A 20,070-nucleotide genomic window follows, 5' to 3' on the forward strand; every position below is an offset into this window, starting at 1 on the left:
ATGGCAATTTTCATCTTGAGGATAGGGGACTAAGTATTAGGCTTACCTAGTCCCCCCACCCTAACCGAGATTTACTTTCACAGCTTTGTATTTCTCTGCTTCAGCTTTGGGTAAGGTTAAGCGCAAAATCCCATGGTCATAACTCTCGGAATAACTGCTGATTGTCTCAATCTCTTGGCTCTCTCACTGAGCTTAATCTCAAGCTTCCTAATTCACACCTTAAACGAAATCTCCCTGGACTCGGTTCGGTTTTATGGTTAGCTGCGATCGCAATAACCGTACAAGTCAGTTTAATAATTTCCGATAACAACGCCCAGTAATATGGTAGGGGTGAAACACCTCTAAAAATTGACTTTGCAGCTTCATAAAGAACTTCTCTATCACTTGAGGATCATCTAGGTGCATCGGGTATTCTTGATTAAACCCCTTAAAAAAATACCAATTTAAGATCATTTTACCCTCTGGGTTTAACCATTGCTCAAAGTCAAGTAAACATTCAACAGGATCTGGTAAATGCTCTAAAACATCAAAACAAATAATTGTATCATAATTCTCACCCTCGGGCACTTCTAAACAACAAACTATTTTGTCACTTAGCCCCATTTGTTCGGCTCTATACTGTATTAATAAAGCTTAATAGATATTTATACCAAATAATGTGGATAAATTCCTGGCAATATCTCTACAGTTATGGCATTAAATAAAAACCGGGTAAATAAAAAAATATATTATATTGTTTATTGCTAGCCTTAACACCCCATACCCTCATGCGTATACTATGTGTCTCTACACCAGTTGGTTTTTTAGATTCGGGGGAAGGAGGAGGGGTAGAATTAACTGTGAGAAACGTAGTTCACTCTTTAAGTGACCGTAACCATAGTATTACTATCATCGCACCCCAGGGATCTCATTCTGCCCATGGCCAAGTGATAGAAGTTGCTGGAGACCCCCCCCCTCTTGCACAAAATTACGAAAGAACAAGCCCAGTTTCTATTAACGCAGGCAGTGTTTTAGGACGAATGTGGGAAATAGCAAGGGAGTTACAGTCAGAGTTTGATATCCTACTAAATTTTGGCTATGATTGGTTACCCTTTTATCTTACCCCTTTTTTACACCGTCCTGTAGCCCATTTAGTATCTATGGGGTCTTTGTCTACAGTCATGGATGAAGTAATCAATGCTGTAGCTTTACGCTACCCAGGAACCATCGGAGTGCATACTCGCGCCCAAGGACAAACCTTTCCTTTTGCTTCCTCCTGTCGCTGTCTACCAAATGGGTTAGATATGAGTCTTTATCAATGTAATCTGCACCCCCAGGAATATTTGGGATGGATGGGGCGTATCTCTCCGGAAAAAGGACTAGAAGATGCCATTGCAGCAGTGAACAAAACCCAGATTCCTTTGAAAATTTGGGGCAAACTACAAAATACTGATTACTGGGAATGGATTAAAGCTCAGTTTCCTTCGGCACCCTTTAGTTATGAGGGATTTTTACCCACTTCCGCACTCCAGGAAGAATTAGGAAAATGCCGGGGTTTATTAATGACTCACCGATGGGTAGAAGCCTTTGGTAATGTTTGCATAGAAGCTCTGGCTTGCGGTGTACCTGTAATTGCTTATAGTCGGGGTGGACCTAGTGAAATTGTCCATTCAGGTAAAACAGGATGGCTGGTAGAGCCGGATAGTGTGGATGGACTGGTAGAAGCCATCGGCAACCTCGGGCAAATTAATCGCAGTCACTGTCGAGAACAAGCAGAAGCATCCTATTCTTTGGCAGGTTTGGGAGAAAGATTTGAAGCTTGGCTGAATGATTGTCTAGCTAAACATTCAGGAGCAAAATTGCCGTTGGAATAAAACAGATATTTTCACTTTTAGTATTTTTGGCAAAGTTAAATCAAATTTCCCCATCCAGCTAACTAGTTCAGCATGAAAAAAAACATCTTACTACAGGAAATCAGTGTTTTATACCAGTTCATTTGTGCTGTAGGGAATCGATTAATTCTGGCAATTGTTCTGAGTGTATGTTTCATTATCTTATCTGGTTGTCAACCTTTAGCACAAAAAGACGATGGCGTAATTCATTTGACACTTTGGCAAGGCATTAATCCACCAGTTAACCGGGATGTGTTTAACAAACTGGTGGATAAATTTAATCAAACTCATGCTGATATTCAGGTAGAATCTATTTTTGCTGGACTTGACCAATTACCGAAAATCCTCGCCGCAGTGGTGGGGAATGTCCCCCCGGATATTCTCAGCTTTTCCCCCCAGATTACCGGTCAGTTAGTGGAATTAGGAGCAATTCGCCCCTTAGATGACTGGTTAGCCACCTTCCCAGGTAAGTCGGAAGTTAACCCCAAGTTATTTGAGGAGTTAACATTAAACAATCAACTGTGGTCGATTCCTCTTTATACTAGCAATATAGGTATTTTCTACCGTCCCCAACTTTTCCAAGCCGCAGGAATCACCCAGACACCCAAGACATGGGAAGAACTCAGAGCAGTCGCCAAAAAATTCACCATAGACCGGAATGGAGATCAAAGACCAGAACAGTATGGAATGTTACTACCCATGGGTAAGGGCGAATGGACTGTATTTAGTTGGTTTCCCTTTTTATTGAGTGCTGGGGGGGAGGTAGTCAGCAATGATCAGCCCGACCTGACAAACCCAGGGGCGATCGCCGCCTTACAATTTTGGCAAGACCTATTACAAGACGGTTCAGCCACCCTCTCACCCCCAGAACGGGGTTATGAAGAGGATGCCTTTTTAAGCGGTCGTGTGGCCATGCAAATTACCGGCCCTTGGACTTATATTACTAAGTCTAACATTGATTATGATGTGTTTCCTATTCCCGCAAGTGTCACACAAGCCACAGTCACCGGGACGGGAAATATGTATGTCATGAAAACTACACCCCAAAGAGAAGCCGCCGCCCAGAAGTTTTTAGAGTATGTTTTAAGTGAACAGTTCCAAACAGAATGGAGTATTGGCACAGGTTTTTTACCAGTTAACCTCAAATCTGCTCAAAGTCAAGCCTATCAGGAATATGCAGCAGCCAAACCTTGGTTAAAAGTCTTCATTGACCAAATACACACAGCAGGCGCTCGACCGATTATTGCCGGATATAGTCGTTTATCCGAGAGCTTAGGTAGAGCCATTGAGTCCAGCTTGCTCGGTCAACCCCCAGCAAAAGCTTTGCAAGTAGCCCAAGAACGTTTAGAACTGATTTGGCAGAATGGGGAGTAAAAGCCACAAAAAAAAATTTTTCTGAACCTGTAACAACTACAATTACTATTGATGCTAGATAATGGGAAAGCCTTGACATTTACTAACCCATCTAGCCCGACAGAATCAAACTAACACCTATGCGAACTCACTATTGCGGCGAACTCCGAAAAAAACATATTGGAGAAACTGTTACCTTGTATGGATGGGTAGACCGTCGCCGCGATCATGGGGGCGTGATCTTCTTAGATTTGCGCGATCGCTCCGGGATTGTGCAAATTGTCAGCGACCCCCAACGCACCCCAACGGACGAAGAAATTAGGCCATACGCTGAATATTTTTGGAAAAAGAAAGGTAGTCCCCAAAACCACGACGAACAAAATATGAAAGAGGACTGGGATAAAGGGAAATCCTTACTCAAAGAAATGCGTATAGTAGCTTACAAACAATGTGAAAGCCTGCGGAATGAATATGTTGTCCAAATTAGCGGGAGAGTCACACAACGGCCGGAGGAATCCTTAAATCCCCGCCTCCCTAGCGGCGAAGTAGAAATCTACGCAGATAAAATTACACTACTTAACAGCGTTCGCAAACAGCTACCATTTCAAGTTTCCACAGTGGAAACCGAAAATGTCCGGGAAGACCTGCGGCTGAGGTATCGTTACTTAGATTTACGACGGGAACGCATGGCGCACAATATGCAATTGCGTCATCAAGTCGTCAAAGCCATGCGTCGCTACCTAGAAGACCTGGAAGGGTTCATAGAAATAGAAACCCCCGTACTCACCCGTTCCACCCCAGAAGGTGCGAGGGATTACATCTTACCCAGTCGCTCTAACCCCGGGGAGTGGTTTGCCTTACCCCAATCACCCCAGCTATTTAAACAAATCCTCATGGTATCGGGCATGGATAGATATTATCAGATTGCCCGTTGCTTCCGTGATGAAGACCTGCGCGCCGACAGACAACCAGAATTTACCCAGTTAGACATGGAAATGAGTTTCATGTCTCAAGAGGAAATTATCGCCCTCAATGAAAAATTAGTGGCTCATATCTTTAAAACAGTTAAAGGCATAGAGCTAAACTTACCATTCCCCCGTCTCACCTACGCCCAAGCCATGGAACGCTATGGTACTGATAAACCAGATACCCGCTATGGCTTGGAATTAGTCAATGTCTCCGATATCCTCCAAGACTCCGGTTTTAAAGTTTTTCGGGATGCGATCGCCCATGGTGGTACTGTCAAAATACTCCCCATACCCCAAGGTAACGATGTCATTTCTAACGTCCGCATCAAACCAGGCGGTGACCTATTCAAAGAAGCTACAGAAGCTGGAGCCAAAGGTTTAGCTTTTATCCGCGTCCGCGAAAATGGCGAAATCGACACCATAGGCGCTATTAAAGACAACCTCACCCCAGAGCAAAAACAGGAAATCTTGCAGCGTACAGGTGCAAAACCCGGACATTTATTATTATTTGGCGCTGGTGACACCGCCACAGTTAATAAAACCCTAGACAGATTACGCCAAGTCGTCGCCAAGGAATTTAAATTAATCAATCCCGAAAAAATTAACTTACTCTGGATTACAGACTTCCCCATGTTCGAGTGGAACGCCGACGAAAAACGCCTAGAAGCACTACATCACCCCTTTACAGCACCCCATCCCGAAGATGTGAGTGACCTAAAAACCGCCCGCGCCCAAGCCTACGACCTAGTATTAAACGGCTTAGAAATTGGCGGCGGTAGTCTGCGAATTTATCAAGGGGACATTCAACAGCAAGTATTTGCAGCCATTGGTTTATCTACCGAAGAAGCCCATGATAAGTTTGGCTTTCTCCTCGAAGCCTTTGAATATGGCACACCCCCCCATGGTGGAATTGCTTATGGTTTAGACCGTTTAGTTATGTTACTAGCCGGTGAGGAATCCATTCGGGATGTCATCGCTTTCCCCAAAACACAACAAGCCCGTTGTTTGCTCACAGATGCACCTTCTGGCGTAGATGTCAAGCAACTCAAAGAATTACACGTTGCTTCTACCTACAAACCAAAACCCTAACCACACCCGAACCTAGGGACGGTTAATCAATCGTCCCTACACCCACCCAGCAACTACCGAGCAGCCTGGGTAACCTCTGGACGCACAATATAATTATAAGCCGCCACATCACTAGGTAGAGGTTCCATTCTCCCCTGATCTACTAGAGCTTGGTGGATAAAAGCCGCAGCAGTAGAACGCCTCAGAGCCTGATTAGGATTAAGTACCCTAGGATTGGGATAATTAACCACCATATTTCGCTGTGTAGCTATGCCTACATCATTAATAGCATAATCGGGAATTTGTCCGGCATCTGTATAATAATCCCGCGCCAGTGCAGCCACAGGTGTACTAGGCGCAGTTGCTACTACTAAAGGCTGCATTAAAGAAGTCATCGCCAGGGGTAAGTATCTCGGTCTTCTCGCAACCCGCCGAGTTTCCGGTGTTAAATTCAAGCCTCTAGTGAGGGTGACTAGAGCATCTAGTCTGGAAACTGGCTGATTGGGAGCAAAGAAACCACCCGGATAAGCGCTCATAAATCCCTGCTGATAGGCTTCCTCAATAGCTGGAGAAGCCCAATATCCCGGAGGGACATCGGCGAAAACACTCCCATCTTCAATTTCCCGCACTGCTTCTTGGTCAAATGCTTGACGAAGCATCGCCGCAAACTCATCACGTTGTACAGCTTGTTCCGGTCGGAATGTCCCATCTGGATATCCGACAACAATATTTCTTTGGGCTAAACGTTCAATGAATGGTTGCGCCCAATAGTCCCCAGGAACATCACGAAAAGTATTCTGTGCTAAAACTGGAGATGTTAAACTTACTGCTAGCCCTAGGGCGACTAAAGATGTACTAAATGCACTAGACATTTAAACATACCTCCGTTAATTTAAATCAAATTAATTAGCTTTAAATTTATATCTATACTGATAATATTTCAGATATTTACTATAGTTATCTATCTATCGATTCAAACAATTATAGCATTTCCCATGCTCGTGAGATACAAAAATTTTTAGTTTGAGGGAACAGGGAACACCGGAACAGGGAACAGGGAATTGGTGTGTACTTCATGAGACTGAAAAAGGCTTTATATCTCAAATTAGGCAGCATCTTATGGCTAAGGTAAATATTACCAACTGGCGTATAGGCTCTTCCCCCAGAAATATATTTGAGTATTTTCTTAACCAGTCAATCTACTAGAAGTAGTAAATTACAACTTCCTCAAACTCACCCGCCAGCAAGACATAATCTCATCTCACTTATCTTAGGATTGTAAGTAGAGATTTAGGTAAACAGTAATATGGTTCTTTATAAACTTCAAGACTTGAGTACTGGCTATACAAATACTGAATTTGATAATTATGAAATCCGAGATTTTGATGTCTACTCAGATGTCAATAACGAAAGAGTGGGCACAGTCAAAAATATTTTAGTGGATGATACAGGACATTTTCGTTATCTCGTTGTTGATACAGGTTTTTGGGTTTTTGGTAAACAGGTGTTATTACCAATTGGGCGCTCTCGCATTAGCTATGGTGACCGACGGGTCTATGCTACAGGACTCACTAAGGAGCAAGTAGAAAGCCTACCGGAGTTTGACGAACTCGAACGGGTTGACTACGATTATGAAGAGCGGGTACGGGGAGTTTATCGCTCTCCCTTTGCAGAAACACCTTTAGAAACTTCCACACCTGTAGAGGCTACAGCACCTTTAGATACCCCGTCAGCTTATGCTGAGACTACAGCCCCCAGGCGTGATACTTATACTTACGAACACGACCCAGAACTATACAATATTACTCAGCAAAATCACCAAAATCTCAAACTTTATGAAGAAAGGTTAGTTGCTGATAAATCCCGGATGAAAACCGGAGAGGTTGCAGTTGGTAAGCACGTGGAAACTGATAGAGCCACAGTTTCTGTACCGGTGGAAAGAGAACGGGTAGTCATTGAACGCACTACCCCCACAGATGCGGGACGCATAGCGGCCCCCGGTGAAGTTGATTTCCGTGAAGGTGAAGTTGCACGGGTGGATATTTACGAAGAAACTCCAGAAATACGCAAGGAAGCTGTTTTACGTGAAGAAGTGAAAGTGAAAAAGGTGGTAGAAACAGATACCGTTGAGGCTCAAGAAGAACTGCGTCGGGAAGAGTTAGATGTGAAGAAAAATAATCAACGCTCCCGGAAAAGAAAGAGTTGATGATTGCAGAGGCTTGATTTTGGGGGTATCCTATGCCCTACCCCCTGCTCCCTTAGTTTCATGTCTCAAACACATACCAATCAATCATCTATTCTCGCACTGCTCACCGATTTTGGCGATCGCGATGTTTACGTAAGTGTCATGAAAGGTGCGATCGCCCAAATCAATCCCCATATTAAGGTAGTTGATTTGACACACAAAATACCGCGGCAAAATATCGCCGCGGCGCGTTTTTGTCTGATGAATGCTTACCCCTATTTCCCAGTAGGTACAGTATATGTCGCCGTGGTAGACCCCGGAGTAGGAAGTCAACGCCGAGCGATCGCCCTAGAATTTCCCCAAGGCTTGCTAGTAGGGCCAGATAATGGTATCTTTAGCGGTGTGTTGTCTCAAAGTCCGGCAACTCGCGCCGTAGAACTGACTAACTCTCAATATTGGCGCACACCCCAACCCAGCCACACCTTCCACGGTAGAGATATATTTGCACCTGTGGGCGCTCATCTGGCTGCGGGGATTGATTTAAAACAGTTAGGGGCAGAAATTGATACCGCCTCTCTGGTCAAGTTGGATCTTGGGCAATGTCAGGAAACCAACACCGGAGTTAGGGGTTACATTCAATATATTGATACTTTTGGCAACTTAATTAGTAATATTCCTGGCGAATACGTCTTAGGTAAAAATTGGTCTGTGCAAGTTTCTGGGTTGACTATACCCGGATATGTGACTTATAGTGATGTCAATGTGGGGGAACCGGCGGCTTTAGTTGGTAGTCATGGCTGGGTAGAAATTGCCATTAACACCGGCAATGCTTCCCTACAACTACAAGTTAACTGCCAAGACCAGTTAGAAGTTTTATTTTTAGGTAGATGAAAAAAATAGGTTGACACTCCCACGGCTAGACGCGCGTGGGAGTTTTCCCCCCCGATGACGCTGATACAATCATTTCTATAGTGCGCTCTTTTAACCAAACCGTTGGAAAACAATTTGGCGCAGCCTAACCGCCTCTCCATGGGATAGCATTTTTGTCAAAGCCTATTTAACCATGATTACAGAAACACTCTCAGCACCCGTTTATCAAGGTCAGTTTGGGGAATTTACTATTAACCAAAGCGATCGCACTAGCGTGATTATTTACCGTACTGGGTTAATGGTAGCAGCCCTAACCTTTGCCATCGGTAGCGCCTTAGTCTTATTCTACAACACACCCCAAACCATAGCCGCCCTCACGCCCTTATACCTCTGTTTTAGTTTAGCTCTAGGTGTCAGCTTATTAACCATTCACATCTACATGGTAGCACTGCACCGACTCTTACAAATAGTCTGGGCGATCGGCAGTATATCAGCCCTAGTCTTAGCCCTATCTACTAGTCAACCCTTACCCATCACAGTTTACACCCAACCCCTGACATTATTTGGTATAGGTTTTACCTTCGTCGGCTTAACAGGTATTTTTTTTAAAGAAGCCTTTTGTTTTAACCGCCTGGAAACCAAAGCATTAACTGCCATTGTCCCTGTATTATTACTAGGTCATTTAGTCGGAATTTTACCCCCAGCCTGGGAACGAGTCTTATTAGGAGCGTGGGCAATTTTGTTAATAATATTTGCACTGCGTAAAGTCTTCCAAGCCATCCCCCCAGACATTGGCGACAAATCAGTATTTGCTCACTTAAAAGCCCAAGCTAAAACTAAACATTAATACTAACAGCTTAGAGGATGTTTGATAAGTTTTATAAGGTGATTTTAGACACTTCTTGATCCCCCCTAACCCCCCTTAAAAAGGGGGGAACTAGAGTCAAAGTCCCCCTTCTCAAGGGGGATTTAGGGGGATATAAAAATATTCGATACACTAATCATGACTTGACAAACATTCTCTAAACCCAGCATTAACTTTGCTGTGTTTTTTTTATCTTCTGTCTGGGAACTCTACCATAAACCCGGCTTTTTTTGGCTGCTGTATGGTAATTATAGCCTTTTTCAGGCTAATGAAGTACACACCTATTCCCTATTCCCTATTCCCTGTTCCCTATTCCCTATTCCCTATTCCCTATTCCCTATTCCCTATTCCCTATTCCCTGTTCCCTGTTCCCTATTCCCTATTCCCTGTTCCCTGTTCCCTCAAACTAAAAAAAAATGTACCTCACGAGCATGGGAAATGCTATAGTTCTGACTTTTCCCCAGAAGAGATTTCTTTTAAGTCCCTAGGACAAAATTAAATATCTATCTTTTGATAGATGACATAATTCATGGAATTTATACTCAAGGTAAATCTTATTTTTATGTGCCATTTTTCAACTATCAACTACGAATATTTGACATCAAAAACTCTTGCCATTGACTTTAAAGGTGCTTATAATAACCATATTTACCAGGAGAAAACTTTCCTATTATGGGTTTATTCGGAAATAATTCTAATCTGCAAACACAAAATAATTCCGTCTTGGGACCCGCAGAAGCATTTGCAGCTATTACTTTGGCGACTGTTGCTGCTGATGGCTACCTAACAGATGAAGAAGCTCATACAATGATGGCAACTTTAAACCGAATGCATTTGTTTCGTAGCTACCCCAGTGAAGTGCTCAGGAGGATGTTTGACAAGTTGTGCTCACTCATCAAACGCCAAGGATTTGATGGCTTTATTAAATTGGCAGTTTCCTCTCTTCCCCATGACTTATATGAAACTGCTTTTGCTGTAGCTACAGACTTGGCGTTAGCAGATGGTGAAGTAACTAAAGAAGAAGAAGACCTTTTAAATTATTTGTGGAAGTCTTTAGCAATTCCAGATGAAACAGCCCATAATATTGTCAAGGTAATGATGATCAAAAATAAAGGATAAGTCTGACATCAGAAACTTGTGTTTTGGGTAGCACAAACTCTTTTACTTCCATCAATGGGCTACATCTGGACTTCCCAGACAAATAAAAACCCGCTATAAACTCCATATAGCGGGTAACAACCTAAAATTTGAAAAAAAAATTGCACCTTATAATCATCAGACACTTAGCTAAACCATTCTCAAACGGCAACTTAGCTAAACCATTCTAAAAGAGCCTCATCCTTAGTATTAGTATTCCGTGATGGAGTCTCACGATTAAACTTCATTTGAATTGACCTTGTTTGCTCACCATCAGCAGCTACAGCCACAATGGGATAATCAATTAAACCATCTTGGAAAGACATCTGGAAGCGGAACGTACCATCAGGGTTGAGTTTAATTTCACGGTTACCAATAGTCACAGTAGCATCCGGTTCAGTTGCACCGTAAACAATCAACTCCGCATCAGCAACTAACCAGAACTTGCGGGGACGCACTGGTACAGCACCGACAGACATACCTACCCCAGACATACCTACCCCAGACATGGTTAAACCGGACATAGTGGGGACAGCCCACATACCTACACCAGAGGGGAAGACATAGGAACTGAGGGACTCTTGGGGACCTGCAGAACTAGGTACTTGCTGCATAGAACCGAACAGAGAACCAGCAACCCGTTGAGCTTCAGCAGACTCAGCCAAGCCGAAAATTTCCTCGTATATAGCGTTACTGCTATCTTCCACAGCAGCCACAACTTTCTTCCCAGGGGGAACTAATTCGTAAACAGTTTTACCCCGCAGGTCTTCTTCAAAGTTGACAGTCACAAAAGCGTCTTCAATCCAGTCAGATGGATAAACAGGAGGAATGTGGACTCTTGCAGAACGTGCCAATACTAACCAACGACCGTCAGCAGTACGGTAGCCAATATCTACCACATAATCGCGATCGCTCACTGGAATAGGAATATACCATTCTCTTGCCAGTTCGTCAGCCGGATACTCTTGAATACTGTGAGGACGTTGAAGGTCAAGATCCACATCGCTAACATCGTAGATGCGCAGTGCTAGTTGCTGTCCCCCTTGTTGTCGTAGTTCCGCCTTATGTTCATTGGGAATATCCCAGTAAGCATAAGCCCATTGAGGATCACGGGGTAACAGTACAATCCGGCTTTCACCATAACCTTGTGGTAGGTCGGCGATTCCTTCATCAACATCAGCCAGAGAACCACCAGTACGATCTTCTTGACCTAATTCAAATTTTGCTGCTTCCACGGTTTCCTGCGCCTCCAGTGAACGAGTTGGATTAAGGGATACTTTACTGTGTTGAACTTCCTGAATTGCAGCCAGCAGCTGAGATTTACGCATGCGGCTATAGCGAGAGATACTATATTCACTGGCAACTTTCCGTAATTGCCTGAGTGTCATCTCCTCTAGTGGTGGGCGCTCTTTTGCCATAATTTTGGACTCCAGTAGTTTGTAAGGTAAATGACTTACCTGGGTGATATAATTTCCTATAAAATCAAATCTTATCCGTCCCAGATGAGTTTCTGATTCCCGACTTCTGGTTTTGCCCAGTTGTTAACTTTTTACTTTTTTTAGCCTTTCGATTCCTAGATGATGCCATGATCAGCATTTCTTTGGGATCGAATTACTTTTTTTATTAATTAAATATTAAGCAGTAAACCCGGGTAGGAATCAAGGGGGTTACAGGCGTTGTTTTGCCGGTTCTACCCATTTATCAACTGTTTGGGGATCAAATTGTCATGATTTCATGACAAAGTGGATAAATTGAGTAGGAGACCATAGAACTAATGTCATGGACTATTGACATTTGCGCTTAACTGAGTCAATTTAGTGCGGGCCAGTCAAACCAATCTAATTAATCACTGACATACCGTCGATGCGCCACCTATCCCCTTGTCGAATTAAAGAGTATCGCACCCGCAAAGTTTCATCCTTAAAATTTCTGATCTGGCCTAATTGATAGAACTGTGTTACCTCCCTGACCCTAGCCACCACTAAAGCCCGATCCGATTTTTGATCAACATATTCCAGATTCACAGTGTGGTGATATGTCCGATGGCGATTCTGTGACCTCTCCTGTTGCATAAGCCCCCGCCATTGAGAAATAATCGTATCTGTTAAAATCAGTGGTAAACCATCCAGGTTATATTTCGGACCCAAAGCCTCAGCTTTAGTAGATAACCAAGTTTGAATCACTTCTTGGGCCATAGCATCACTCAGAGAACCTTTTGGGGGTTCCAACTCCCTAGTTGGGTCGGGGATATCGATTGGTGGTTCATTGAGTTGTACAGACAACTGTCCCCCTGACAAAATCGGCTCCGGGAATAACAAATTTTTTACCCATCCAAAGGTCGTAGAAACTAACAGCCAAATCAGTAAGATACCTACCAAAGAACCAAAAACAGTCAAAATAAGTCTTTTCTTTACCATCTTCGTGGGAGTCAACCCAGTTTGCCTTTGCGGATAACCGCGGTTGACAGGTTGACGCGGCTTTCTTCTCCTGCGCTTTTTGACTTCAGGCGTGGACTTAGTAGCACCATGGGGATGATGTTTCACCGCTTTGGCTCTAGGTTGATTCGCCGAAATTTTCCCTACATCAGTGTGTGATTTAGTATTGCGTGAAAATTTATCTGGCGGGGCGTTCCCACCAGTTGGGGTGAAGTGAGGATGTTCCTGTCTATGATGATCTGGGATTTGTAACAAATCCACATTAGCTGTTTGACCTTGAGTAAATTTGAAAGAAACACCACTGGAATGATCGGTCTCCCGGGGATGCTGGGAAAAAGACTGACGATTGATAACAGGGGATTGATCAGTAGTTACTGCGTCAGTAGGTAGCGCCTCTAAATAAGCTTGCACCTGTTGGTTAGCAAAATAATCTTTTAGCGAGGCTTGCTGCTTAGATAAATCTCGAAAGTGCAGGAATACTTCATCTTTTAACCACTGTTCCGCATACAAACATAGACCCGGTAACAAGTCCGGAGAGTTGAGGGATTTTTCCCGAATAAAAGCCAGAGCTTCGTATTCTTGACTCAGTTCTAAAACCCGGGTGGACTCTTCGGTCTGCCCCAGTAGCAGGGCACACAAAGCTTGTTCTAAATGCACATCTTGACGCTTTCCTAACCGCATCAGCATTTGCCTAGCCTGACGGATTAAAGCCGGTTGACGTTGACTAAATCCCCGTGCTATGAGCGCATAAACTGTCAAGTAAGTGGCAACGGCACACGGACGCTTGCTTTCCACTTCAAAGAGCTGATGCTGTTCTACAACCGTTAAATAGTTGCGTAATTGCTGAATAAAGCGCAAGAAATCATCTACATTCAGACCCGATTGATCATTACCACTGCCATCAATTCCACCGCGCTCATTTAACACCTCATGCAAAAATGCCAAGCCTTGTTGTCGCTGCTCAACCTTGTCTTCAGGTAATGCCAGCAATTCTAAAATACGATAGGGACGCAATTTATACAAGTCAGCCTGAATTTCCGCCTGCACACTAGAAAATAGCCCTTCACGCTCTAGCGTTTGTTGACCAGTTTCTAGAGAAACAGCCGCACTTTCATAGTGACCTTGCTGCCATTGCTCTCGACCCAGTTCCAAACAAGCCAAAGCAACAGTCAGAACAATATCCGGGTAGTCAGAACTAGCAAGAAAATCTTCACTTTCGAGATTATTTGCCAGTCTGGCAGATATTACCTTGCTATTGTTGGTAAGGTAATTATTACCTAACTTCAGCACCAGTTCATATTCCCCGAGTTCCTGCAGAATCAATAAAGCACCAACTAATTCTTTTTCGGAAATCTCGATTCCCAGGCTCTGGATATCGGTATCAGTCTTCTTACTGGTTGTGTGGGTTTCCACGGCAACAGTAGCATTACCATTGCCGTCAGATCCATAGGCATGGGCAAGATAAAGCTGATCATAGCTGCTACGTTCTTTAGGATTGGATAAAACCACGTAAGCTTCTTTTATAAGTTGTTTGCGAGCAGAAATTGCTGCCGGGGAATACTCCCGTCGTGGCAATTGGACAATGCGATCGCTGTACGACTGGCGCAACTGTTCATCACTTGCCGCTAACGGTAATCCCAAAATTCGGTAGTAATCTAGCGGAATTCGCACAGTCTACTTCCCCTGCACCGTGATCAACATAATTTACCTAGAGCATTCCAGGTATGTAAAACCGTGCCATAATCCTACACTGAATAATACCGTGAAGGATTTACATTATAAGTGTATAATATAACATTAGTTTTTTTTGAATTTTACTGGTAAAAAGCAGTTGCCTAGAAACCGCCAATACCTTGTTGTAATTGTTAGTATTTCTGCGGGTAGTAACTCATAGATGCTAAACATCCTCAGCACTTACCCAGCTATGCACTTAGAGAAAGTATCCTCAAAAAGGGTAGGTATCAATTAAATGAACAATATTATAACATAAATAAATGTAGTTTACCAAAATATAGCTACATACAGAAAATTGCCCCGTGATTTTCTGTAAACTGTTCATGGATATGCAGAAACCGAGCTATCCTGATTGATAGCCTATAAACAGGAGTAGATCAGAGGTCAACTCCTCCCAGAGGGTGGGTAGAAAAATCAAAAATTCACTCATTGTTTCTCCTCTATTGCCTATAAACCTGTTTGGTGCATAAATTTTGGTCGTTGACTTCAGCACATACTAGCTGATCGAAAACAGATATTGTCTGAAACCAACTTATTTGAGATGGTAAATTTCAGTTTTACTATAGGAATACTAAAAAAATAATGGTTCAAGAACGCACCTTACCTACATTTGACACCGCTACTACCAAAATCACCAAAGCAGAAGGGTTACGCTTGTATGAAGATATGGTACTAGGGCGCTCATTTGAAGACAAATGCGCCGAGATGTACTATAGAGGTAAAATGTTTGGTTTTGTCCACCTATACAACGGTCAAGAAGCCGTTTCTACAGGTGTCATCCAATCCATGCGGCCAGGTGAAGATTTTGTTTCCAGCACCTATCGCGACCACGTTCATGCTCTGAGTGCTGGTGTACCAGCTCGAGAAGTGATGGCAGAGTTATTTGGTAAAGCCACAGGGTGCAGCAAAGGGCGTGGTGGTTCCATGCATATGTTTTCTGCCGAGCATGGCCTACTAGGTGGTTATGCCTTTGTAGCCGAAGGAATTCCTGTAGCAGCAGGAGCAGCTTTTCAAACTAAATACCGTCGCGAAGTTTTAGGAGACCAAAACGCCGACCAAGTCACAGCTTGCTTTTTTGGCGATGGTGCAGCTAACAACGGTCAGTTTTTCGAGACCTTAAATATGGCTGCTCTGTGGAAACTACCGATAATTTTCGTAGTGGAAAATAATAAATGGGCTATTGGGATGTCTCACGAACGAGCTACTTCCCAGCCAGAAATTTACAAAAAAGCCAGTGTGTTTAACATGGTAGGCGTGGAAGTAGACGGTATGGACGTGCTAGCAGTGCGAGCCGTGGCTCAAGAAGCTGTAGCCCGCGCCCGTGCTGGTGAAGGTCCCACATTAATTGAAGCCCTTACCTACCGTTTCCGGGGTCATTCCTTAGCAGACCCAGATGAAATGCGCAGCAAAGCCGAGAAGGAATTCTGGTTTTCCCGTGACCCCATTAAAAAGTTTGCCGCTTATCTGACTGAGCAAAACTTAGCCGACGAGGCCGAACTCAAGGCCATTGATGGCAAAATTCAAGCACTCATCGACGATGCCGTCAAGTTCGCTGAAAGTAGCCCCGAACCCGACCCCAGCGAGTTATATCGCTTCGTGTTCGCAGAAGACGAGTAGATTGCATTTACCTGGGTGTTCTAGTGTCTGAGTGGTGAGTACAATTCACTTTCACCACCAAGACCCAAAGACGATACCATAACTAAGGACTAAAACTTGTGTTTACTATCACTGTTGAACAGCAACAATACAAGACTTACATCCTCACCGATGAAACCACAGGCTCTCAAATAGAGGTCGTACCCGAAAGAGGCGGGATTATCACCCGGTGGCGTGTCCGCAACCAAGAAATTTTCTATCTGGATAGTGAACGCTTTACCCATCCCCAATTGAGTGTCAGAGGTGGAAATCCGATTCTGTTCCCTATCTGCGGGAATTTACCAGATAACATTTACACCTATAACGGGCAAAGGTACACTCTCAAACAACATGGTTTTGCTCGTGATTTACCTTGGGAAGTGACTCAGCAGGAAACTCAAGATAAAGCTAGCCTGACTCTGCTACTCCAGAGCAATGAACAAACTAAAGCAGTTTATCCTTTTGACTTTCAAGTCATTTTTACTTACGAGTTAAAAGGCAATACTCTAGAAATTAAACAGCAGTATCAAAATTTGTCATCTACACCCATGCCCTTTTCTGCGGGTTTCCATCCCTACTTTTTGACCAGTGGTGATAAGCATCAGCTTCAGTTTCACATCCCCTCCCAGGCATACCAAGACCAAGCTACTAAAGAAATCCACCCGTTTGATGGTAGTTTTGATTTTACCCGTGAGGAAATTGATGTCGGTTTTGGGGGTTTGACTAGCCAATCTGCCACAGTCATAGATCCCAATCGTCAACTCAAAGTAACTTTAGATTACGATCGCATTTATTCTCGTCTAGTGTTTTGGACAATCAAAGGCAAAGACTTTTACTGTCTAGAACCTTGGACTGCTCCCCGGAATGCCCTAAATACAGGTGAAAATCTGACGGTATTAGCTCCAAAAGCTAGCTGCACGGCATCTGTGAGATTAACAGCAAATCTCTTATAAAACTACTTGTCAATCCCAGATGCCTATGTTATGATGACAAAGTTGCAAAACAAAAGGGTCGCTAACTCAACGGTAGAGTACTCGGCTTTTAACCGATTAGTTCCGGGTTCGAATCCCGGGCGACCCACTAGCAAAAATCAGGTAAAATCTCTAAGAGAATGCGATCGCCGCCCCGAACTGACAATCGTCTTCCCAAAGTATGAGCATAGCCAGGCTGTGATTAACTCTAGTACTTGTGGTGCCCTACATTGATACCCATAAACTGTACTGGAATCATATTCAGCATATAGGGCTACTAAAGAATTTAAGCCTACCGTAACTTAATGTACAGTAGCAGATGGGAAATATAGGGCATCTTTATGAAAGATGGCATAAACTTCCTCAAAATAAACAACCATCACTAGTTATAATTTCCTATAAGTTGAAAAAAGTATTAAGATTAGCGTAAATATTACGCTCTTCGGAAACCGATTAGCCCAAAAACACATTAGGAGGAATATATATGGCGCTCGTACCAATGCGGCTGCTTTTAGACCACGCGGCTGAACACGGTTACGGTATTCCGGCGTTTAACGTCAACAACCTAGAGCAGATTCAGGCAATTCTCAAAGCAGCAGCAGAGACAGATAGCCCCGTAATCTTACAAGCTTCTCGTGGTGCTCGTTCTTATGCTGGAGAAAACTTTCTACGTCACCTGATCTTGGCTGCAGTAGAAACCTATCCCGAAATTCCCATTGTCATGCACCAAGATCATGGTAATGCGCCTTCTACCTGCTACTCCGCAATCAAGAACGGCTTTACCAGCGTCATGATGGATGGTTCCTTGGAAGCAGACGCTAAAACCCCCGCTAGCTTTGAGTACAACGTCAATACCACCCGTGAAGTAGTGAATGTTGCTCACGCCTTGGGTGTCAGCGTAGAAGGTGAACTAGGTTGCTTAGGTTCCCTAGAAACCGGCGCTGGTGAAGCTGAAGACGGTCACGGCTTTGAAGGTACACTTGACCACTCTCAACTACTAACAGACCCAGACGAAGCAGCGGACTTTGTAGAGCAAACCCAAGTAGATGCTTTGGCTGTAGCCATCGGTACCAGCCACGGTGCTTACAAATTTACCCGCAAACCAACCGGTGAAATCTTGGCCATTAGCCGCATTGAAGAAATTCACCGCCGTCTACCTAACACCCACTTGGTAATGCACGGTTCCTCTTCCGTACCTGAAGATTTAATCGCCTTGATTAACGAGTACGGTGGTGCAATTCCCGAAACCTATGGTGTACCTGTAGAAGAAATTCAAAAGGGTATCAAGAGCGGTGTACGTAAAGTTAACATTGACACCGACAACCGTCTAGCTATCACCGCCGCAGTTCGTGAAGCACTAGCAAAAGGTCCCAAGGAATTTGACCCCCGTCACTTCCTCAAGCCTTCCATCAAATATATGCAGAAGGTTTGTGCTGACAGATACCAGCAATTTGGTACCGCCGGTAATGCTAGCAAGATTAAGCAAGTTTCTCTAGAAGACTTTGCTGCTAAGTATGCTAAGGGCGAACTGAATATGATTACTAAAGCATCTGCTAAGGTGTAATCTCCCTCAAAATTAACAGGGGTATAACAAAACAATCCTCCTGCAACTCAACTAGAGCATAGCATTGCTATGCTCTTTGAATTTATCCACAACAGTCGCCGTCAAATATATAAAATTACGTTATATTTACCTAAAAATTAATTAGTAAAAATCTTATGGCAAGCAACTGGAAAAACTTCAAAATACTTGCAAGTTTCTTAAGTGCGATCGCCTTAACACAGTTTTGGGGGCCCCACACCTCCGTACGTGCTGCGGATACCCTTGTTCTGCGATTTGGCCCCTTTGCGGAATCTATTTCCCTAGAGGAGTTACAAAACACAGCAGATACTGGGAAATTTCCCAGAGGTTTAGAGCTTTACACCGGTAGAATATCTGAAGAACAAAGCCGCTTCTTTGTCAGACTGCTCAGAACCAAAGTACCCATAGATGTGGTCACAGTGAATAGTCTACTCAATACACAAATGGGCATAACAATTCTTAATAATGTCTCCCAGGCTGTAGTCAGAAAAGATGACGCGGGGGTACAAGCACTCAGAGCAGCATTAGTATTAGGTGCTACTCAACCTCAAGGTCTTTCTGTCATCAATTTTATTGCCGCTTATCCCAGTCAACGCCTAGAAATTGATGTGCTAAAAGCCTTCTATGTAGCGAAACGGTTCCCAAAAGTCAGGGAAATTCCTCAGGCTATCAAACTAAGGGATCAGGTAGTTTAATCACCATGTCACACAGATCCCCGACTTCTAGCTAAATTATCCTAGATTATCTCTGATTATGTTAAGAAGTCGGGGATCTTACTCATGCAGGTGCGATCTACTTGCAGCAGCGCTTCGCTATCGCCTTGAGCAGCAGCGCTTCGCTATCGCATCCGGTCAAGATAATCAAATACATGATCTTCGGTGTCACACAGATCCCCGACTTCTAGCTAAATTATCCTAGATTATCTCTGATTATGTTAAAAAGTCGGGGATCTTACTCATGCAGCTGCGATCTGCTTGCAGCAGCGCTTCGCTATCGCCTTACAGTACTGGGCAATGTCTCACCAACATTCGCTCAACCGTCACAGGACAAATATTTACCCCCGAAGCCATTAACCACGCCTACGATTTAACCCAGGGTCAACCTTGGTTAGTCAATGCTTTAGCTCAGGAAGTTACAGAGTATTTAGCAGAAGACGTAAATATCCCCATCACAGTAGACTTAATCAATCAAGGCAAAGATATACTAATTCAAAGGCAAGACACCCACTTAGACAGTTTAGCAGAGCGACTGCGGGAAGATAGGGTAAAAGCCATTATAGAACCTATTTTATCTGGGGAAGAATTACCCAACACACCGGAAGACGATCGCCGTTATCTGTTAGATTTAGGTTTAGTGATTCGCAGTAAAGAAGGTGGGTTAAAGGTAGCTAACCCCA

15 protein-coding genes, 1 tRNA gene and 1 pseudogene are annotated in these 20,070 nt (G+C 43.7%); 13 read left to right on the top strand and 4 right to left on the bottom strand.

Features of this window, described 5'->3' with window-relative positions; translation table 11 throughout:
* Positions 1-285: 285 nt before the first annotated feature.
* The gene (locus PN447_RS01295) at positions 286-603 is read right to left on the bottom strand and encodes a class I SAM-dependent methyltransferase (protein ID WP_334311068.1); all 318 of its coding nucleotides are present in this window, start codon (positions 601-603) and stop codon (positions 286-288) included.
* A gap of 164 nt (positions 604-767) precedes the next feature.
* Here PN447_RS01295 and PN447_RS01300 point away from each other — a divergent pair, with 164 nt between their 5' ends.
* The 3 genes from PN447_RS01300 to aspS all read left to right on the top strand — a co-directional run bounded on the left by PN447_RS01300 (position 768) and on the right by aspS (position 5,281).
* Positions 768-1,853 carry a glycosyltransferase family 4 protein gene (locus tag PN447_RS01300; protein WP_271760186.1) on the top strand — a complete coding sequence of 362 codons (1,086 nt, stop codon included), beginning with the start codon at positions 768-770 and terminating at the stop codon, positions 1,851-1,853.
* Between the two features lie 72 nt (positions 1,854-1,925).
* Positions 1,926-3,245 carry an ABC transporter substrate-binding protein gene (locus PN447_RS01305; RefSeq protein ID WP_271760188.1) on the top strand — a complete coding sequence of 440 codons (1,320 nt, stop codon included), beginning with the start codon at positions 1,926-1,928 and terminating at the stop codon, positions 3,243-3,245.
* 119 nt (positions 3,246-3,364) lie between these two features.
* On the top strand, positions 3,365-5,281 hold the full coding sequence (aspS, locus tag PN447_RS01310; RefSeq protein WP_271760190.1) for an aspartate--tRNA ligase: 1,917 nt from the start codon (positions 3,365-3,367) through the stop codon (positions 5,279-5,281).
* 53 nt (positions 5,282-5,334) lie between these two features.
* Here the strand turns inward: aspS and PN447_RS01315 are convergent, their stop codons facing one another.
* The gene (locus tag PN447_RS01315; protein ID WP_271733095.1) at positions 5,335-6,132 is read right to left on the bottom strand and encodes an S-layer homology domain-containing protein; all 798 of its coding nucleotides are present in this window, start codon (positions 6,130-6,132) and stop codon (positions 5,335-5,337) included.
* 434 nt (positions 6,133-6,566) lie between these two features.
* Here PN447_RS01315 and PN447_RS01320 point away from each other — a divergent pair, with 434 nt between their 5' ends.
* From PN447_RS01320 to PN447_RS01335, 4 genes are all read left to right on the top strand, one after another.
* Positions 6,567-7,466 carry a PRC and DUF2382 domain-containing protein gene (locus PN447_RS01320; protein WP_271760191.1) on the top strand — a complete coding sequence of 300 codons (900 nt, stop codon included), beginning with the start codon at positions 6,567-6,569 and terminating at the stop codon, positions 7,464-7,466.
* 60 nt (positions 7,467-7,526) lie between these two features.
* The gene (locus PN447_RS01325; protein ID WP_271760192.1) at positions 7,527-8,336 is read left to right on the top strand and encodes an SAM hydrolase/SAM-dependent halogenase family protein; all 810 of its coding nucleotides are present in this window, start codon (positions 7,527-7,529) and stop codon (positions 8,334-8,336) included.
* A gap of 172 nt (positions 8,337-8,508) precedes the next feature.
* Entirely contained in the window at positions 8,509-9,162 is a 654-nt protein-coding gene (locus PN447_RS01330) for a DUF2301 domain-containing membrane protein (protein ID WP_271760193.1), read from the top strand.
* Between the two features lie 690 nt (positions 9,163-9,852).
* Positions 9,853-10,299 (top strand): tellurite resistance TerB family protein, encoded by a 447-nt coding sequence (locus PN447_RS01335; protein WP_271760194.1) that lies wholly within the window; start codon positions 9,853-9,855, stop codon positions 10,297-10,299.
* Positions 10,300-10,490: 191 nt separating this feature from the next.
* Here PN447_RS01335 and PN447_RS01340 read toward each other — a convergent pair whose 3' ends face one another.
* Positions 10,491-11,735: a DUF4912 domain-containing protein gene (locus tag PN447_RS01340; RefSeq protein ID WP_271760195.1), complete on the bottom strand. Its 1,245-nt coding sequence runs from the start codon at positions 11,733-11,735 to the stop codon at positions 10,491-10,493.
* A gap of 420 nt (positions 11,736-12,155) precedes the next feature.
* Positions 12,156-14,423, bottom strand: a complete 2,268-nt coding sequence (locus tag PN447_RS01345; protein ID WP_271760196.1) for an IMS domain-containing protein — start codon at positions 14,421-14,423, stop codon at positions 12,156-12,158.
* Between the two features lie 645 nt (positions 14,424-15,068).
* On the opposite strand from PN447_RS01345, the gene pdhA reads away from it, so the two are divergent.
* From pdhA to PN447_RS01375, 6 genes and pseudogenes are all read left to right on the top strand, one after another.
* On the top strand, positions 15,069-16,103 hold the full coding sequence (pdhA, locus tag PN447_RS01350; protein ID WP_271760197.1) for a pyruvate dehydrogenase (acetyl-transferring) E1 component subunit alpha: 1,035 nt from the start codon (positions 15,069-15,071) through the stop codon (positions 16,101-16,103).
* 98 nt (positions 16,104-16,201) lie between these two features.
* A complete protein-coding gene (locus PN447_RS01355; RefSeq protein ID WP_271760198.1) occupies positions 16,202-17,074 on the top strand; it encodes an aldose epimerase family protein in 873 nt (290 codons plus the stop codon).
* A gap of 55 nt (positions 17,075-17,129) precedes the next feature.
* Positions 17,130-17,201: transfer RNA gene (locus tag PN447_RS01360), tRNA-Lys, on the top strand.
* A 375-nt stretch (positions 17,202-17,576) separates the two neighbouring features.
* Positions 17,577-18,656 (top strand): class II fructose-bisphosphate aldolase, encoded by a 1,080-nt coding sequence (fba, locus tag PN447_RS01365; protein ID WP_271760199.1) that lies wholly within the window; start codon positions 17,577-17,579, stop codon positions 18,654-18,656.
* A gap of 155 nt (positions 18,657-18,811) precedes the next feature.
* The gene (locus PN447_RS01370; RefSeq protein WP_271760201.1) at positions 18,812-19,369 is read left to right on the top strand and encodes an alpha/beta hydrolase; all 558 of its coding nucleotides are present in this window, start codon (positions 18,812-18,814) and stop codon (positions 19,367-19,369) included.
* 346 nt (positions 19,370-19,715) lie between these two features.
* A pseudogene (locus tag PN447_RS01375) lies at positions 19,716-20,070 on the top strand (ATP-binding protein); the annotation flags it as partial.

Origin of the sequence: Anabaena sp. CS-542/02 (assembly GCF_028331085.1) — a bacterium.
Classification (GTDB): domain Bacteria; phylum Cyanobacteriota; class Cyanobacteriia; order Cyanobacteriales; family Nostocaceae; genus Anabaenopsis; species Anabaenopsis arnoldii.

What these genes read in the sequence shown, in the direction of transcription:
- PN447_RS01295 (WP_334311068.1), bottom strand. Translation starts at nt 603, where the DNA reads ATGGGGCTAAGTGACAAAATAGTTTGTTGTTTAGAAGTGCCCGAGGGT.
- PN447_RS01300 (WP_271760186.1), top strand. Translation starts at nt 768, where the DNA reads ATGCGTATACTATGTGTCTCTACACCAGTTGGTTTTTTAGATTCGGGG.
- PN447_RS01305 (WP_271760188.1), top strand. Translation starts at nt 1,926, where the DNA reads ATGAAAAAAAACATCTTACTACAGGAAATCAGTGTTTTATACCAGTTC.
- aspS (WP_271760190.1), top strand. Translation starts at nt 3,365, where the DNA reads ATGCGAACTCACTATTGCGGCGAACTCCGAAAAAAACATATTGGAGAA.
- PN447_RS01315 (WP_271733095.1), bottom strand. Translation starts at nt 6,132, where the DNA reads ATGTCTAGTGCATTTAGTACATCTTTAGTCGCCCTAGGGCTAGCAGTA.
- PN447_RS01320 (WP_271760191.1), top strand. Translation starts at nt 6,567, where the DNA reads ATGGTTCTTTATAAACTTCAAGACTTGAGTACTGGCTATACAAATACT.
- PN447_RS01325 (WP_271760192.1), top strand. Translation starts at nt 7,527, where the DNA reads ATGTCTCAAACACATACCAATCAATCATCTATTCTCGCACTGCTCACC.
- PN447_RS01330 (WP_271760193.1), top strand. Translation starts at nt 8,509, where the DNA reads ATGATTACAGAAACACTCTCAGCACCCGTTTATCAAGGTCAGTTTGGG.
- PN447_RS01335 (WP_271760194.1), top strand. Translation starts at nt 9,853, where the DNA reads ATGGGTTTATTCGGAAATAATTCTAATCTGCAAACACAAAATAATTCC.
- PN447_RS01340 (WP_271760195.1), bottom strand. Translation starts at nt 11,735, where the DNA reads ATGGCAAAAGAGCGCCCACCACTAGAGGAGATGACACTCAGGCAATTA.
- pdhA (WP_271760197.1), top strand. Translation starts at nt 15,069, where the DNA reads ATGGTTCAAGAACGCACCTTACCTACATTTGACACCGCTACTACCAAA.
- fba (WP_271760199.1), top strand. Translation starts at nt 17,577, where the DNA reads ATGGCGCTCGTACCAATGCGGCTGCTTTTAGACCACGCGGCTGAACAC.
- PN447_RS01370 (WP_271760201.1), top strand. Translation starts at nt 18,812, where the DNA reads ATGGCAAGCAACTGGAAAAACTTCAAAATACTTGCAAGTTTCTTAAGT.